At 60.8% G+C, this 16,807-nt stretch carries 13 protein-coding genes; 6 read left to right on the forward strand and 7 right to left on the reverse strand.

Annotated elements, in window-relative coordinates; genetic code table 11:
• Positions 1 to 23: 23 nt before the first annotated feature.
• Positions 24 to 1,043: a dienelactone hydrolase gene (locus tag FHT78_RS12115; RefSeq protein WP_183743809.1), complete on the forward strand. Its 1,020-nt coding sequence runs from the start codon at positions 24 to 26 to the stop codon at positions 1,041 to 1,043.
• 52 nt (positions 1,044 to 1,095) lie between these two features.
• Here FHT78_RS12115 and prfB read toward each other — a convergent pair.
• From prfB to FHT78_RS12130, 3 genes are all read right to left on the reverse strand, one after another.
• Positions 1,096 to 2,227 (reverse strand): peptide chain release factor 2 gene (gene prfB, locus FHT78_RS12120; protein WP_183743811.1). Its coding sequence is split into 2 segments (ribosomal slippage): positions 1,096 to 2,157 and positions 2,159 to 2,227, totalling 1,131 coding nucleotides; the frame shifts between segments, so codons are not numbered across the junction.
• Between the two features lie 120 nt (positions 2,228 to 2,347).
• A complete protein-coding gene (locus FHT78_RS12125) occupies positions 2,348 to 4,807 on the reverse strand; it encodes a penicillin-binding protein 1A (protein ID WP_183743813.1) in 2,460 nt (819 codons plus the stop codon).
• Between the two features lie 269 nt (positions 4,808 to 5,076).
• On the reverse strand, positions 5,077 to 6,327 hold the full coding sequence (locus FHT78_RS12130) for an N-acetylmuramoyl-L-alanine amidase (RefSeq protein ID WP_183743815.1): 1,251 nt from the start codon (positions 6,325 to 6,327) through the stop codon (positions 5,077 to 5,079).
• Between the two features lie 628 nt (positions 6,328 to 6,955).
• On the opposite strand from FHT78_RS12130, the gene FHT78_RS12135 reads away from it, so the two are divergent.
• The gene (locus FHT78_RS12135) at positions 6,956 to 9,808 is read left to right on the forward strand and encodes a ribonuclease E/G (protein ID WP_183743817.1); all 2,853 of its coding nucleotides are present in this window, start codon (positions 6,956 to 6,958) and stop codon (positions 9,806 to 9,808) included.
• 106 nt (positions 9,809 to 9,914) lie between these two features.
• Here FHT78_RS12135 and FHT78_RS29765 read toward each other — a convergent pair whose 3' ends face one another.
• The 3 genes from FHT78_RS29765 to FHT78_RS12145 all read right to left on the reverse strand — a co-directional run bounded on the left by FHT78_RS29765 (position 9,915) and on the right by FHT78_RS12145 (position 12,170).
• On the reverse strand, positions 9,915 to 10,052 hold the full coding sequence (locus FHT78_RS29765; RefSeq protein WP_348644732.1) for a hypothetical protein: 138 nt from the start codon (positions 10,050 to 10,052) through the stop codon (positions 9,915 to 9,917).
• Between the two features lie 24 nt (positions 10,053 to 10,076).
• Complete coding sequence (locus tag FHT78_RS29770; RefSeq protein WP_348644733.1) at positions 10,077 to 10,352, reverse strand: hypothetical protein; 276 nt, start codon at positions 10,350 to 10,352, stop codon at positions 10,077 to 10,079.
• A 159-nt stretch (positions 10,353 to 10,511) separates the two neighbouring features.
• Positions 10,512 to 12,170 (reverse strand): acyl-CoA dehydrogenase family protein, encoded by a 1,659-nt coding sequence (locus tag FHT78_RS12145; protein ID WP_183743819.1) that lies wholly within the window; start codon positions 12,168 to 12,170, stop codon positions 10,512 to 10,514.
• A gap of 281 nt (positions 12,171 to 12,451) precedes the next feature.
• On the opposite strand from FHT78_RS12145, the gene FHT78_RS12150 reads away from it, so the two are divergent.
• Genes FHT78_RS12150 through dprA form a run of 4 tightly spaced genes read left to right on the forward strand, consistent with a single transcriptional unit; the run spans position 12,452 to position 16,519 of the window.
• Positions 12,452 to 13,408, forward strand: a complete 957-nt coding sequence (locus tag FHT78_RS12150) for an aspartate carbamoyltransferase catalytic subunit (RefSeq protein ID WP_183743821.1) — start codon at positions 12,452 to 12,454, stop codon at positions 13,406 to 13,408.
• Positions 13,405 to 14,697: a dihydroorotase gene (locus FHT78_RS12155; protein ID WP_183743823.1), complete on the forward strand. Its 1,293-nt coding sequence runs from the start codon at positions 13,405 to 13,407 to the stop codon at positions 14,695 to 14,697. The genes FHT78_RS12150 and FHT78_RS12155 overlap by 4 nt, the downstream gene beginning before the upstream one ends.
• A gap of 53 nt (positions 14,698 to 14,750) precedes the next feature.
• On the forward strand, positions 14,751 to 15,371 hold the full coding sequence (gene plsY, locus FHT78_RS12160; protein ID WP_183743825.1) for a glycerol-3-phosphate 1-O-acyltransferase PlsY: 621 nt from the start codon (positions 14,751 to 14,753) through the stop codon (positions 15,369 to 15,371).
• On the forward strand, positions 15,371 to 16,519 hold the full coding sequence (gene dprA / locus FHT78_RS12165) for a DNA-processing protein DprA (protein WP_183743827.1): 1,149 nt from the start codon (positions 15,371 to 15,373) through the stop codon (positions 16,517 to 16,519). The genes plsY and dprA overlap by 1 nt, the downstream gene beginning before the upstream one ends.
• On the opposite strand, the gene FHT78_RS12170 is transcribed toward dprA, so the two are convergent.
• Positions 16,499 to 16,705, reverse strand: a complete 207-nt coding sequence (locus tag FHT78_RS12170) for a hypothetical protein (protein ID WP_183743829.1) — start codon at positions 16,703 to 16,705, stop codon at positions 16,499 to 16,501. The genes dprA and FHT78_RS12170 overlap by 21 nt on opposite strands.
• Positions 16,706 to 16,807 lie beyond the last annotated feature (102 nt).

Here is a 16,807-nt window from a genome sequence, read left to right on the forward strand (position 1 = left end):
GGTCCATTCATTGGGGCTAAGCCATGAAACTCGGCTTTCGCGAAGGCGTTCTCCACGACGAGACACGGCCGGACTGGAACGAGACCGGCCCAAGACCTGTCCGCTGGTCCGTCTGGTATCCGGCAGCCGAGGGATCGATCGAAACCGAAATCCCGGGACGAAGCTGGTTCCGAAGGCCCGCGGTCGCCCGCGATGCGCCCGTTCAGCCGGCGACGAAGCTCTACTCGCTGGTCCTGCTGTCGCACGGCACCGGCGGCTCAGCTGCAGGGCTGGAATGGCTCGCCCGCCGCCTGGTCGATCGTGGATTTATCGCGCTCGGCGTCGACCACCACGGCAATACCGGCGGCGAAGCCTATCGCGCCGAGGGCTTTGCCTGCCTTTGGGAGCGCGCGCCCGATCTCAGCCTCATGCTCGATCGCCAAAAAGACTGGCAAGGTGATCTTGCCGGGCATATCGATACCAGGAGCGTATTCGCCGCCGGCTTTTCAGCAGGAGCCTATACGGTGATGCTGCTTCTCGGCGCGGTCGCGCAATTCTCGCAGTTCGAACAATCCAGATTGAAGCCTGGGGGGCCGCGCGGCCCGAGGGAATTTCCTGACCTCGCCGATCATATTCCGTCGCTGCTTCGCACGAGCACGGCATTTCGCGATTCATGGTCACGGATGTCGCGATCCTATCGCGACGACAGGATCAAGGCGGCGCTGGTCTGCGCGCCGGGAAGATCGGTGCGTGGCTTCAGCGAAGAGAGCCTGAGAGCCATCGACAAGCCTGCGCTCATTCTGGTCGGCGACGCCGACGACACGGCCCCCGTCGAAGAGTGTTCAAAATGGCTGCATGCGCGGCTTGATCGAAGCACCTTTAAGATACTCCAGGGCGGTCTTGGGCATTATATCTTCCTGCCCGAGGGCACGGCGTTGGGGCTTTCCTTCGCAGAGCAGCTCTTCACCGACGCTGCAGGCGTAGAGCGTGCTGATGTCCACCAGGAAATCGCCGAACTATCGGATGTGTTCTTTCGCGGAATAGACGCTCCGGTGGACACCTGAAAAAGAAAAGCCCCGTTTCCGGGGCTTTCTATCTCAGGTCCGCCTTTACCGCTCAGTCGACGTCATCGACGACAGCGTCGGCCGCACCGCTGATGCGGTGAGCAAGTGCTGCTTCCATGAACTCGTTCAGGTCGCCGTCGAGCACTTCGTCAGGAGCCGTGCTCGCAACTCCGGTTCGCAGGTCCTTGACGAGCTGGTAGGGTTGCAGAACGTAGGAGCGGATCTGGTGTCCCCAGCCGATATCCGTCTTGGAAGCGGCTTCGGCGTTGGCGGCATCCTCGCGCTTCTTCAGCTCCGCTTCGTACATGCGGGCGCGCAGCATGTCCCAAGCCTTGGCGCGGTTCTTGTGCTGCGAACGCTCCTGTTGGCACTGCACGACGATTCCGGTCGGGATATGCGTGATGCGCACGGCCGAGTCCGTTGTATTGACGTGCTGGCCGCCGGCACCCGATGAACGGTAGGTGTCGATACGGCAGTCGCTTTCGTTGATCTCGATCTGGATCGAGTCATCAACGACAGGATAGACCCAAATCGACGAGAAGGACGTGTGGCGGCGCGCATTGCTGTCGTAGGGCGAGATACGCACCAAGCGGTGCACGCCCGATTCGGTCTTCAGCCAGCCATAGGCGTTGTGGCCCTTGACCAGCAGCGTTGCGGACTTGATGCCGGCTTCTTCGCCGTCATGGACTTCCAGAAGCTCGACCTTGAAGCGCTGGCGCTCGGCCCAGCGAGTGTACATGCGCAGAAGCATGTTCGCCCAGTCCTGGCTTTCGGTGCCGCCTGCGCCGGAATGGACTTCCAGATAGGTGTCGTTGCCATCGGCCTCGCCTGATAGCATGGCTTCGACCTGTCGACGGGCTGCCTCGGCCTGCAGGCTTTTCAGCGCGGCCTCAGCTTCCTTGACGATGCTTTCGTCGCCTTCTTCTTCCCCGAGATCGATGAGTTCGACATTGTCGGAAAGCTGCTGTTCCAGCGCCTTGACGCCATTGATGCCGTCATCAAGCTGCTGGCGCTCGCGCATCAGCTTCTGGGCTTCCTGCGCATCGTTCCAGAGGTTGGGGTCCTCTGCCTTGTTGTTCAACCAGTCCAGTCGTCTTACCGCCTGGTCCCAGTCAAAGATGCCTCCTCAGCAGGGTGATAGCCTGCTTGGTTTCATCGACTACGTTCTGGATTTCCGCTCGCATTTTCCTGCTTCTTTGCTTCGGTATTCTGTGAGTGCCGGGGTATTCTGCAAGGCTCGTGACATAGAGACGCCCGCCGTGGATGTAAAGAGCCGCGGCGGGCGCAGAGGAAATCGGTCTCGATCAGAACAGGCCGGGTGTGTTGGTCTGGACCGCCTGGTTTGCCTGTGGCGACGTGCGCAGGATTTCTTCCGGCGCCATCGTGCCGTCCATGCCGATGACAGAGAAGCTGTCAGCCGGCCCGGTGCCTGGCTTGAAGGCCTCGATGATGGTGCCCGGCTCGCCATCGACAGCAGCCATGCCGGTCTTGCGGTTGATCGCGATCATGTTCATGCCGGCCGGGACCACGAATTTGGATTCCGGCATATCCTTGACGGCCGCCTGCATGAATTCATTGAAGATCGGCGCGGAGAGAACGCCACCCGTGCCGCCGCGGCCGAGCGGGGCCGGCGTATCGAAGCCCAAGTAGAGGCCTGCAACCAGATCCGGCGTGAAGCCGACGAACCAGGCGTCCTTCTCATCGTTGGTCGTACCGGTCTTGCCGGCAACATCGCGGCCAGAGAGATCGACCTTACCGGCAGCCGTACCGCGCTGGATGACGCCCTGCATCATAGAGGTGATCTGGTAGGAGGTCATCGGATCGAGAACCTGTTCGCGGTTATCGACGATGTTGGGCTCTTCCTGGTTCTGCCAGTCGCCGGCGTTGCAGCCTTCGCAGAGACGCTCTTCATGCCTGAAGATTGTCTTGCCGTAACGGTCCTGGATACGGTCGATCAGCGTCGGCTTGATCTGCTTGCCGCCATTGGCGATGACCGAGTAAGCCGAAACCATACGCAGCACCGTTGTTTCGCCCGAGCCGAGCGACATGGCGAGCAGCGGCGGCATCTTGTCATAAATGCCGAAGCGTTCGGCATATTCGGCAACGATATTCATGCCGAGGTCATTGGCGAGGCGCACCGTCATCAGGTTGCGCGAATTTTCGATACCGGAGCGCAGCGTCGAGGGGCCGCCGACTTCGCCGCCGTAGTTTTCCGGCTTCCAGACCTGACCGCCCGAAACGATCTCGATCGGCGCGTCCATGATGACCGAGGCCGGCGTATAGCCGTTGTCCATCGCGGCGGCGTAAACGAAGGGCTTGAAGGAGGAGCCCGGCTGGCGCATCGCCTGCGTGGCGCGGTTGAATTCCGACTGGGCATAGGAGAAGCCCCCGACCATAGCGAGAACGCGGCCGGTCTTCGGGTCCATGGCGACGAGACCACCCTGTACCTTCGGCGGCTGGCGCAGACGATAGGAGGTCGAATTGTCGCCGCCGAGGCGCTCGACGTAGACGACATCTCCGGCCGAGACGGCGCCGACCGGTGACTTCGTCGTTTTGCGGTCGCCGGCGGCGGAGCGGAATGCCCACTGCATATCCTTGGCTGCAATCGAACCACGCTCACGTTCGGCTGCGACTTTGCCGCCTCCATCCTTGGGTGGCTGAAGGCCGATATCGACGCTGTCATTGGAAACGGCGAGCACGACCGCCAGTCGCCATTCCGGCACGTCCGAGAGAGCGGGTACTTCGGCGAGCGCCGGACCCCAGTCGCCAGACGTGCTGATCTGCTTAATAGGTCCGTGGAAACCACGGCGCTCGTCGTAATTGATCAGGCCATCCTGCAGCGCCTTGCGCGCAAAGAGCTGCATCTGCGGATCGAGCGAGGTGCGCACCGAAAGGCCGCCTTCATAAAGTGACTTCTCACCATACTGATCAATGAGCTGGCGACGGACAGCCTCGGCGAAATAATCAGACGCGAAAAGAGACGGTCCGCTGGTGCGGGCGGTGACGCCGAGCGGCTGCTTTTTGGCATCCTCGCCGTCGCTCTGGCTCACATAACCGTTCTCGACCATGCGGTCGATAACCCAATTGCGGCGCTCGAGCGCAGCCTCCGGATGACGGAAGGGATGGTAGTTGGCCGGGCCTTTCGGCAGCGATGCGAGATAGGCGGATTCGGCGACCGTCAGCTCGGTGACCGACTTGTTGAAATAAGTGAGCGAGGCACTGCCGATACCGTAGGAGTTCAGGCCGAAAAAGATCTCATTGAGGTAAAGCTCGAGGATCTTGTCCTTGCTGTAGGCCTGCTCGATACGGAAGGACAGGATTGCTTCCTTGATCTTGCGGTCAATCGTCTGGTCGGAGGTCAGAAGAAAATTCTTCGCCACCTGTTGGGTAATCGTCGATGCACCGACCGGCCGGCGTCCGGAGCCGAAATTCTGAAGATTGACGAGAATGGCGCGGCCAAGACCGGTCAGATCGACGCCGGGATGGTTGTAGAAATTCTTGTCTTCGGCCGAAAGGAAGGCAGCCTTCACGCGGTCCGGAATGGCCTGGATCGGCAGGAAGAGGCGCTTTTCCTTGGCGTATTCGGCCATGAGCGCACCGTTACCGGCGTGAACGCGGGTGGTAACCGGTGGCGCATAGCTGTTAAGCACCGCATAGTCAGGAAGATCCTTCGCGACATTAGCAAGATAGACGGCAATAACAGCCGCAGCGCCCAGGAACAGGACGCAGGCTATCCCGAAGAAATATCCAAGAAGTCTAACCATATTTTTTCAGCTACCGGTATTTCTAATCATTAGATCGGCGCGGCCGCACAATCGCACAGATCATGTCTCTTTGCACGCTGCGCGGCTTACTCCATGCGCGTGGGCGCTACAAGCCGATTTCGTCTCACTTACGCGAAACTTATAGAGCGGAGTAACGGCGCGAATGTGAGGAAAATAGGGCCTGGTCTGCTACTTTCCCCTCCCATTCGGCAGGGACGCGGGTTTCGGCCGAGGTGTCACTTCCGGGCAACGCCCTGAAGACGCAGAGCCTAACCGCCGTTCGCCATCACGCTCGCGCGATAACGCTTCACCGCATCGGTCAAGAGATCAGCCATCTTCAACCGCCAAGCATCATCAAGCAGACGCTTTTCGTCCTCGACATTGGAGAGGAACCCGAGTTCAAGCAGGATCGACGGAACGTCCGGCGCCTGCAATACGCGAAAACCGGCGTGACGATGCGGGTTGTTGATCGTGCCGATCTGATCTTTGAAGGATGCGAGTACGCTTTCGGCAAGCGAGATCGAGAACGCCTGCGTCTCACGCCGTGTCAGGTCGAGAAGGATATCTGCGACTTCAGGCGGCTCGGTTACCGTCTCCTTGCCGGCAATCTGGTCCGAAAGGTTCTCGCGTTCTGCGAGATCGGCGGCGAGCTTGTCCGAGGCCTTGTCGGAAATCGTATAGACCGTTGCGCCGCGAATATCTTTCTGCTTCAGCGTATCTGCGTGCAGGGAAATCAAGAGCCCAGCATGGTTCTGCCGGGCGATCAGCACACGCTGCGACAGCGACAGGAATTCGTCATCGTCGCGCGTCAGGAAGGCCTTGATGCCCGGCTCCTTGTTCAAGCGATCGGCCAGCGCCTTGGCGAAGGCGAGCGTCACCAGCTTTTCCTCGGTCTTAGTATCGACGCCGATGGCCCCCGTGTCGATACCACCGTGGCCGGCATCGACGGCAATGACGAAATCCCCGGGTGCTGCCTTTTCCGGCTGGGGAATGGCGCTCGTCGTCTCAGCCGCACCGGACTGGTCGTTCCAGGACTGGGTCTTCACCAATTCGGCGAACTTCTGCTTGTCGATCATCTCGGCATCGAGCACCAGCCGGTGGCCATTGCCGCTCTCATCCGTCTGCACCTTGGCAAGGGCGAGCTGGACAGGGCGCGCCGCCGTCAACACGATGCGGGCGCTTCCTTCGTCCATGGCGCCATAACGGATGTCCTTGAAGAGGCCGCGCGCCTCCAGGTCTTTGGCGGGAAAGCCGAAAGCAGTTGCGGGCAGGTCGACAACGATGCGCTCGGGATTGGCGATGTAGTGGACGGAAAAACGAGGCTCACGATCGAAATCGATGACGATGCGGGTTCTCGCTTCATCGCCGACTATACGCGCTCCGTAAGCCAGCAAGGAATTCTTTGTACCGGCTGCGCTGCCGGGAACCGCGCAAAGCGATGCAAAGGCGAAAAGCCACCCCACAAACCCCAGTTTTCGCCCTGCTGACAACTCCGCCGCGATTCGAAACCTCTTAAACAATAGCCCGCCACACCCTATTTATTCCTGCGATGGACCTTACATCGTCCCTGCGAACGCCCGCTAGAGGCGAGCGAGCGCACCGACCCGCGAATCGGGTTCGCTTATCCCCGATAAGTGTATGGGATTCGAAATCCATCAATATTATGGCACATTTGGCTTTTCCCTTGCTATTGTGACAGAGAAAACATACAACGAATTTTAGGGTAAAGTGTTGACGGGATAGAGTCGCCGCGAGGCAGCCAGCCGACCCCGGACCTGGCGCTACAACCGGTAATCGTCCGCCGTCTAATGCATTTTTACCCGAGAACTGGATCCTGATTTTCCGGCCTCATGCTGGGATTTCATCGGTGGATCAGCCACCACGCTCTCAGGGAGCAAACTCATCGGACCCGAAACGGGTCTTCGTCATTGTCGATCACGCTTGGTTGTTGATGGTTTCGCAGCAGGTTTTATCTGAAGTGTACAGGCCCCGGAACAAAACGGTTCCGGCTGCGGTCTGGCTGCTGCCCTCTCCCTCGCACCAATCGCGACTTTCATTATCCGGCGCGGCCACGGCGGACCGCATTCTTCCTGTGTCAATAGCAGTCGGGAATGCGCTCTCGCGGCCTCGCCGAGGAGCTCAGCTTACATGGCAGACAAAATGCTTATCGATGCGTCTCACGAGGAAGAGACGCGCGTCGTTGTCGTTCGCGGAAATCGTATAGAAGAATTTGACTTCGAATCGCAGCACAAGAAGCAGATTCGCGGCAACATCTATCTTGCAAAAGTAACGAGGGTCGAGCCCTCGCTGCAGGCCGCTTTCGTCGATTATGGCGGCAACCGGCACGGCTTCCTGGCCTTTGCCGAAATCCATCCCGATTATTACCAGATCCCGCTTGCCGATCGTCAGGCCCTGCTTCGCGCCGAAGCCGAGGAGCATCGCCGCGACGAGGATGTCGAGCATGTCGAGACCGCTCCGGTCGTCGATCTCTCGACACAGGAACAGCCCGATATCGGCATCGTTCCGGTCGAACAGCCCGCGGCAGCTGCTGCGGAAGATGTAACAGCACACACCGAAGAGGCTGCGCCCGTCGCTGAAGAAGCCCCGGCCAAGAAGCCTCGCGCCCGCCGCAGCCGCAAGAAGGCAGCCGAGCCGGTTGCTGAAGAAGCGTCGGCGCCGGAAGCATCGGTTGCCGACAACGATGACGAAGGTTCGACCGGCGGCGAGATGGCCGCGATGGTCGAAACCGACACCATCTCCGAGGATGTCGACGTTTCCAAGCGCCGTCAGGATGACGACGACGATGACGACGACCATGGCGAAGAAGAAGTCATCGAATCGGTCGGCGCCGAAGACGCGATGGAAGAGGTTCCGGACCGCGTGCAGCGCAAGCCGCGCAAGCAGTACCGCATCCAGGAGGTCATCAAGCGCCGCCAGATCCTGCTGGTGCAGGTCGCCAAGGAAGAACGCGGCAACAAGGGCGCTGCCCTCACCACCTATCTTTCGCTCGCAGGCCGCTATTCGGTTCTGATGCCGAACACGGCGCGCGGCGGCGGCATTTCCCGCAAGATCACCAACCCCCAGGACCGCAAGCGGCTGAAGGAAATCGCCCGCATGCTCGAGGTGCCGCAGGGCATGGGCGTGATCCTGCGCACGGCCGGTGCGAACCGCACCAAGGTCGAGGTCAAGCGCGACTTCGAATATCTGATGCGCCTGTGGGAGAACGTCCGCACGCTGACGCTCGCTTCGACGGCTCCCTGCCTCGTCTACGAGGAAGGCTCGCTCATCAAGCGTTCGATCCGCGACCTCTATAACAAGGATATCGGCGAGATCATCGTCTCCGGCGAAGAAGGCTACCGTGAAGCGAAAGACTTCATGAAGATGCTGATGCCAAGCCATGCCAAGGTGGTTCAGCCCTACCGCGACATCCATCCGATCTTCTCTCGCTCCGGCATCGAGGCGCAGCTCGATCGCATGCTGCAGCCGCAGGTAACGCTGAAGTCCGGCGGCTATCTGATCATGAACCAGACGGAGGCGCTGGTTTCGATCGACGTCAATTCCGGCCGCTCGACCCGCGAGCACTCGATCGAGGACACGGCTCTCCAGACTAACCTCGAGGCTGCAGACGAAGTCGCCCGTCAGCTCCGCCTGCGTGACCTTGCCGGGCTTATCGTCATCGACTTCATCGACATGGAAGAAAAGCGCAACAACCGCGCTGTCGAGAAGAAGCTGAAGGAATGCCTGAAGAACGACCGCGCCCGCATCCAGGTCGGCCGTATCTCACATTTCGGCCTTCTGGAAATGTCGCGCCAGCGCATCCGCGCTTCCGTTCTCGAATCGACGACGCAGGTCTGCTCGCATTGCGGCGGCACCGGCCATGTCCGTTCTCAATCCTCGGTCGCTCTGCATGTGCTGCGCGGCATCGAGGAATATCTGCTCAAGAACACGACGCACAATATCACCGTGCGCACGACGCCTGACATCGCGCTCTATCTGCTCAACCATAAGCGTCAGACGATCGTTGATTATGAAGCCCGCTTCGGTGTGGCGATCATCATCGATGCGGACGGCTCGGTGGGTGCTCAGCACTTCGCGATCGATCGCGGCGAGCCGGTCGAAAACCCGGTCAAGATCGAAAGCCTCTTCAACTTCGCCGCCATCCCCGACGACGATGATGACGATGTCGTCATCGAACATGACGAGGAGGAGGACGAAGAGCTGGAAGAAAAGCCCGCTGCCGCGGAGCGTCCGGCCGCCCGCGCAGAGGGCGAAGGCGAAGGTGGTCGCAAGCGCAAGCGCCGCCGCCGCCGCCGTGGCCGCAACGGCAATGCTGAGCAGCAGGTTGCCGCCGACGCAGTCTCCGGCGAGGCTGACGATGGCGATGAGGGCGAGGACGAAGGCAGCGAAGGCGACAACGATACCGCCGAGGCACCGGCCGAAGCCCGCGCCGACAGCGAAGACTCCCAGCGCCGCAAGCGCCGCCGTCGCGGCAAGCGTGGCGGTCGCCGCAACCGTGGTGATGAAGGCGCTGAGACCAGTGCAGCTGCGGAAGACGGTGAGGCGGATGAAGGCGATGATAGCGCCGACGGTGAAGCGCCCGAAACGGAAGCAGACGTGATCGAAGTTATCGCGGCGGAAACCGTCGAGAGCCAGTCTGCGATGGCTGCGATCGAAGGGAGCGAAAGCGTGGCCGAGGAGGTCAAACCCGCCCGCGGCCGTGGTCGTCGCAAGGCCACAGCACCCTCGCCCGTCGAGGAGCCAGTGATTGAAGTGCCCGTCACTGAGGCGCTTGTCGTCGATGCAGAGCCGGAAGCGGTGGAAGCTTCTGCGGATCTCGCGACGCCGGCACAGGAAGAGGCAAAGCCTGTTCGTGCCAACCGCGGCTCCAATATCTCATCCTCCGAACCGACGGTCACCTCCACCCGCACCGAAGGCGCGGAAGCCGAGGGCGAAGCCAAGCCGAAAAAGGCTGGCTGGTGGCAGCGTCGAGGCTTCTTCTGAAAGCTGATTTTCGGCGGTAAATGACATGATCCGGCTGCGGCAACGCGGCCGGATTTTTTTGTGCCGTCGAATGAGGAATGCTCAGCCTGTGGCAGGCAGGGCTAGATTAGCGTGTGCGGCCGAACCAGACGGAGGTTTCCGCTTCCGGGACGAGAGGCGGGAGCAGGCGCTCGAAACCACGGGAGGACCAGAAGCACAGACCACCCTCGTTGTCGGCATTGACGCCGAGGTGAATGCCGCGCACACCTGCCTGACGCGCTTCAGATATTCAATGCTCCAGAAGACGGCTTCCAACACCCTGACCCTGCGGGCGTGGCATCAGGTTCATGTGGGTATGGGCCGGATGGGACTCAACGATCTTCCCACATGGTGTGCGGATGACGGATCGCAAAGCTGCGCGCTTGGGATCGCCAGCCGGATCGGCATATTGATCGCGCAGCGCTGGCCACCATTCGCGTTCAAGTCGAGCTTCGAGTGTGGCTGTATCGTAAGCGCCGACGATGTAGCCGACGATGCCCAGCTTATCCTCTGCAACGATCGTCATTTCTGGGTTGAGCACGACCTAGGGGCGCAGAATAGATATGGCCGACAAGGCGGCTATCGCCATAGAGGCGGCTCGCATCCCGACCGCCAGCGCCGGTCGCAAGCGAAATGCCGTAGATCTGATCGAGGTCGTCCCGCCGTGCGTTCCGAAACACCTGCATCAGGCAGCTGGCGGGTAAAGCAGGTCGACGATATAGCTGGCGTCGAAGCGGGAATCGAGCATGCCGTAGGTCGAACGCCAGCCGCCCGCAAGACGGGTCTCGATGAAGGCGTCGGCAATGCGCCCTGCCCCAAGCCGGTAAAGCTCGGCAGCACCGGCAACGAGCGCCAGCTGCTCAACGAGCAGGCGGGCAGCGCCCTCGTCCTGTTCGCAGAGCGCGATCGCGGCGCGCAGCACGTCGATCGTCTTCTTGCCGGCCGGCCCGAGATCGCGCGCAAAACCTGCAAACACGGTCTCGAACAAATCCTTGCCACGGTTCAGCACACGCAGCACATCGAGCGCCATGACGTTGCCAGAACCTTCCCAGATCGCATTGACGGGCGCCTCGCGATAATGGCGGGCGATCGGACGTTCTTCGATGTAACCGCTACCCCCGATGCACTCCATCGCCTCATAGATCAGCGACGGGGCGATCTTGCAGCACCAATATTTGGCGACCGGCGTCATCACGCGGGCATAGGCGGCATCTTCAGCGTTGCCACGGGCCTTGTCGAAGGCATCTGCCAAGCGGAAGGAGAGAGCCGTGGCGGCTGCCACATCGAGCGCCATATCTGCAAGCACCCGGGTCATGATCGGCTGGTTGACCAGCATCTTGCCGAAAACGCTGCGGCCGCGGGTGTGATGCACGGCTTCGGCGAGCGATGCGCGCATGATACCCGAGGAGGCGAGCGCGCAATCGAGCCGCGTCAGCGTCACCATATCGAGGATGGTGCGGATGCCGGCGTCGGGACCGCCGAGCAGGAAACCGAACGTATCGGTGAATTCCACTTCGGACGAAGCATTCGAGCGGTTGCCGACCTTGTCCTTCAGGCGCTGGAACTGCAGGCCATTGGCAGAACCATCCTCAAGCAGGCGCGGCACCAGGAAGCAGCCCATGCCCTCCTTGGTCTGTGCCAACATGATGAAGGCGTCGCTCATGGGCGCGGACATGAACCACTTGTGGCCGGACAGCCGGTAAATGCCTTCGCTGACTTTTTCCGCCACGGTCTTGTTGGCGCGGACATCCGTGCCGCCCTGCTTTTCCGTCATGCCCATACCGATCGTCACGGCCGATTTCTGCATGGCCGGGCGGTTGGACGAGTCATATTTGCGTGACAGGATCTTCGGCGCCCAGTCCTTCTGAACGGCCGGTGAAGCCGAGAGCGCGGCAACAGATGCGCTTGTCATCGTCAACGGGCAAAGATGGCCGGATTCGAGTTGCGCCGTCAGATAGAAGCGGGCGGCGCGAATATGGTGGGCCTGGTCCTTGGCCTCCGTATCCGCCTGCGGATCCCAGACGGAAGAATGCAGGCCGGACGCCATGGAACGGCGCATCAGCGCATGCCAGGCGGGATGGAATTCGACGATATCAAGACGTTCGCCGCGCGGGCCATGGGTGCGCAGCTGCGGCGTCCCCTGGTTTGCCATGCGCGCCAGTTCCTGCGCTTCCGGCGAGGTGACGAAGCGGCCCATGTTTTCAAGGTCTTCACGGATAGTGCGCGGCAGCGTTGCGGTCAGATCGACGATCAGCGGATCGGATCGATAGGCATTGATTCCCGACCAGAGGCTCGGCTGGTTGAGTTCGGCGAGTTTGTCTTCAGTCCGGTTTGCGGAGGTCATCGTTCGCTTCTATTTCATGAGCCCGGCAAGGGAAACCGGAAGTTAGTGATACGCAGATTTCTGCTCTACAGCGCCGCGCGTCTTTCAGAGGTGCAAAAGACGCTGTAGCACTTTTAATTGCTGCATAATTTTATCCTTAAATCGATTCCGATTTAATGAATCATGCAGTAGCGGGATTCGACGGAAAATGCATGGGGAACATAGAATTTGCGTGCAGCACAAGCTTGCCCCTTCCCCCCGCACTCTTTATAGACCCCGCGAAGACAATAAGAGGCAGGGTCATGGTCTTTTTCCCCCACCGCCACCTCATTGGCATCAAAGGCCTCACCGAGCAGGATATTACCTATCTTCTCGACAAGGCCGACGAAGCCGTCAAGATCAGCCGGCAGAGAGAGAAGAAGACGTCGACCCTTCGGGGACTGACGCAGATCAACCTCTTCTTCGAGGCATCGACACGAACGCAAGCCTCCTTCGAACTCGCCGGCAAGCGCCTCGGCGCAGACGTGATGAACATGTCGGTCGGCAACTCCTCGGTAAAGAAGGGCGAGACGCTGATCGACACAGCGATGACGCTGAACGCGATGCGACCGGACGTTCTGATCATCCGCCACTCCAGCGCCGGTGCCGCCGCACTTCTCGCCCAGAAGGTCTCCTGCTCCGTCGTCAATGCCGGCGACGGCCAGCATGAACATCCCACGCAAGCGCTGCTCGACGCGTTGACGATCCGCCGCGCCAAGGGCCGGCTCTCACGGATCGTCGTGGCGATCTGCGGCGACGTCCTGCATTCGCGTGTGGCGCGCTCGAACATCCTGCTTCTGAACGCCATGGGCGCAAGGGTGCGCGTTGTCGCTCCTGCCACGCTGCTGCCGGCCGGTATTGCCGAGATGGGCGTCGAGGTCTTCCATTCGATGAAGGAAGGGCTGAAGGACGCCGATGTGGTCATGATGCTACGGCTGCAGCGCGAGCGCATGTCCGGCGCCTTCGTGCCATCGGTGCGCGAATATTATCATTTCTACGGCCTCGACGCGGAAACGCTGAAGGCAGCGAAGGAAGATGCGCTCGTCATGCATCCGGGACCGATGAACCGCGGCGTGGAGATCGCCTCCGAGGTCGCCGACGGCCCGCAGAGCGTGATTGCCGAACAGGTGGAAATGGGGGTCGCCGTACGCATGGCCGTCATGGAGGCACTGCTCGTCTCCCAGAACCAGGGTCCCCGCACCGATGGAGTGGGCGCATGAGCAATCTCGTCCTCAAGAACGTCCGTATCATCGATCCTTCCCGCAATGTCGATGAGATCGGCACTGTTATTGTCAAGGACGGCCTCATCGTCGCGGCCGGCAAGGATGCACAGAACCAGGGCGCGCCCGAAGGTGCTACCGTGCGCGATTGCACCGGCCTCGTCGCAACGCCTGGCCTGGTGGATGCGCGCGTCCATATCGGCGAACCGGGCGGCGAGTATCGCGAGACCATCGCTTCGGCAAGCCGGGCCGCGGCAGCGGGCGGTGTGACTTCCATCATCATGATGCCGGATACGCATCCCGTCATCGACGACATCGCGCTCGTCGAGTTCGTCAAGAAGACGGCACGGGATACGGCCGTCATCAACGTCTATCCGGCAGCAGCAATCACCAAGGGGCTCGCCGGTGAGGAGATGACGGAAATCGGCCTCTTGATGCAGGCAGGCGCGGTTGCCTTCACCGACGCGCATTCCAGCATCTCCGATACGCAAGTGCTGCGCCGGGTGATGACCTATGCACGCGAATTCGGCGCCGTCATTTCCTGTGCCACGCGTGACAAATATCTTGGCGCCAATGGCGTCATGCATGAAGGACTGCTTGCAAGCTGGCTCGGCCTCTCCGGCATTCCCAAGGAAGCGGAGCTGATCCCGCTCGAACGCGACCTGCGCATCGCGCAGCTGACGCGCGGCAATTACCACGCGGCGATGATCTCAGTGCCGGAATCGGTCGAGGCGATCGAGCTTGCCCGCTCGCGCGGCGTGAGGGTCACCTGTGGCGTCTCGATCAACAATCTGGCGCTCAACGAGAACGACATCGGCGAATACCGCACTTTCTTCAAGCTCTATCCGCCATTGCGCTCAGAAGACGATCGGGTTGCAATGGTGGATGCACTGGCAAAAGGCGCGATCGATATCATCGTCTCCTCGCATGACCCGCAGGATGTCGATACGAAGCGCCTGCCCTTCGCCGAGGCCGAAGATGGTGCCGTCGGACTGGAGACGATGCTTGCGGCAGCGCTACGGCTTTATCACAGCGAGCAGGTCAGCCTGATGCGGCTCATAGATGCCATGTCGACGCGGCCGGCGCAGATCTTCGGCCTCGATGCCGGCACGTTGAAGCCCGGCGCCAAGGCCGATATCGCGCTGATCGATCTCGAAGAACCTTGGCTTGTCTCCAAGGACATGCTTCTCTCCCGCTCGAAGAACACGCCGTTCGAGGATGCGCGCTTCAGCGGGCGGGCCGTTGCGACCTATGTCGGGGGCAGGCTGGTTCACGCATTGCAGGACTGAGGACTGCCCTGCCCTTCCGGGCATTCTCTCGGCAAAAGACTTGGGGAACAAAAATGATATCTGATCTTGTCACCTGGCAGATTACCCTGCCTCTGGCGCTTGCCGCCGTCGTCGTTGGCTACCTGCTCGGCTCTATCCCGTTTGGCCTTATTCTTACGCGCGCCGCCGGCCTTGGCGACGTGCGCAGCATCGGCTCCGGCAATATCGGCGCGACCAATGTCCTGCGTACCGGCAACAAGAAGCTCGCTGCCGCAACCCTGCTGCTCGATGCGCTGAAAGCCGCTGCGGCCGCTTGGATCATGGCTTATTTCGCGGGAGAGGAAGCAGGCATCATCGCCGGTTTCTTTGCCTTCATCGGCCACCTGTTCCCGGTCTGGATCGGCTTCAAGGGCGGCAAGGGTGTTGCCACCTATATCGGCACGCTGCTTGGCGTCGCGCCGCTCATGGTGCTGCTCTTTGCAGCCGTTTGGCTGGGGACTGCCTTTATCAGTCGCTATTCCTCGCTTTCCGCTCTCGTTGCGATGCTTGTCATTCCGGTTGCATTGTGGATATTGGGCGACGAAAAGGTTGCGGCGACCATGGCGATCATGACCGTCATCTCGTACTGGAAGCACAAGGCCAATATCACTCGCCTGATAAGCGGGACGGAAAGCAAGATCGGGGCTAAGGGGTGATGGACGCGCTCAGCGCAAGGCCAAAAGGAACTGCGCTGACGGAGAGGCAGAGGATCGCCTGGCTGAGGCTGATCCGCTCCGACAATGTCGGCCCCGCGACCTTCCGCGATCTCATCAACCATTTCGGCTCGGCGGAGGCAGCACTCTCCATGCTGCCGGAATTATCGGCACGCGGTGGCGCCACCCGTTCGATCCGCATCGCCACCGAAGCCGAAGCGTACCGCGAACTCGAGGCGGCGCAGCGCTTCGGCGCCCGCTTCGTCGGCATCGGCGAGCCTGATTATCCGCAGGCGCTCCGCCAGATCGACGGCGCGCCGCCGTTGCTCGCGGTCAAAGGCGATCTTTCCGTGCTAAACAAGCCAGCGGTCGGCATCGTAGGCTCGCGCAATGCATCTGTCAGCGGCGCGAAATTCGCGGCGATGATTGCCCGAGACTGCGGCCGGGTCGGCTATGCCATCGTCTCCGGCCTTGCCCGTGGCATCGACACGGCCGCCCATCGAGCGAGCCTCGATACCGGCACGATTGCCGCAATGGCAGGAGGGCTGAACCAGCCCTACCCGCCTGAAAATGTCGGGCTGTTAGAGGAGATATGGAATGGCAACGGGCTCGCCGTCAGCGAGATGCCTTTCGGCTGGGAGCCGCGTGCACGTGATTTTCCCCGTCGCAACCGGTTGATTGCGGGCATCTCGCTTGGCGTTGTGGTCGTGGAGGCAGCAGTTCGTTCCGGTTCGCTTATCACGGCGCGGATGGCTGGCGAATTCGGTCGGCTTGTTTTTGCCGTGCCAGGTTCGCCGCTCGATCCGCGCTGCCACGGCACGAACGGCCTTCTAAAGGACGGGGCGATGATCGTCACTTCGCCCGAGGATGTCGTGGAAGCACTGGCGCCGCTCACCCAACCCGATCTCTTTTCGCTGCCGTCTGCCGAGGAACCGAAACGCGAAAGCGGCAGGATAGCGCTTCCGCCAGACGAAACGGACCGCACGCTCGTCATCGATGCGCTCGGTCCGACGCCGGTGGAGGTCGACGATATCATTCGTCACACCGCTCTTTCGGCTTCTGCTGTCTATCTTGTTCTTCTGGAGCTGGATATGGCCGGGCGGCTCCATCGCCATGCGGGCGGACAGGTTTCAATTTCCATGACCGACTGAGTTGTCATTGATGCGTGACTGCAGGTCTCCGGCTTCCACAAAGGCCATTTCGATGAGATAGCAGAGCATCTCCGCATTTTCGCGCTCGGCCACCTTCTGCAACTCTTGGAGCATCTGGCGAATGAAAGTAATGTTTTCAAGCGATGCGGAACGAGCGGTGTCTTTTCCTGCAACCTTAGGCGCCATAATTGTCTCTCTGAAAACGGAGAGGGCTGCCTTGCCAAGAGCCCGAACCACACTTCAAAAACGATAGCTCATTCATCGTGAATTGCAATATCATATAAATCT

Origin of the sequence: Rhizobium sp. BK196 (assembly GCF_014193255.1) — a bacterium.
Lineage (GTDB): Bacteria > Pseudomonadota > Alphaproteobacteria > Rhizobiales > Rhizobiaceae > Rhizobium.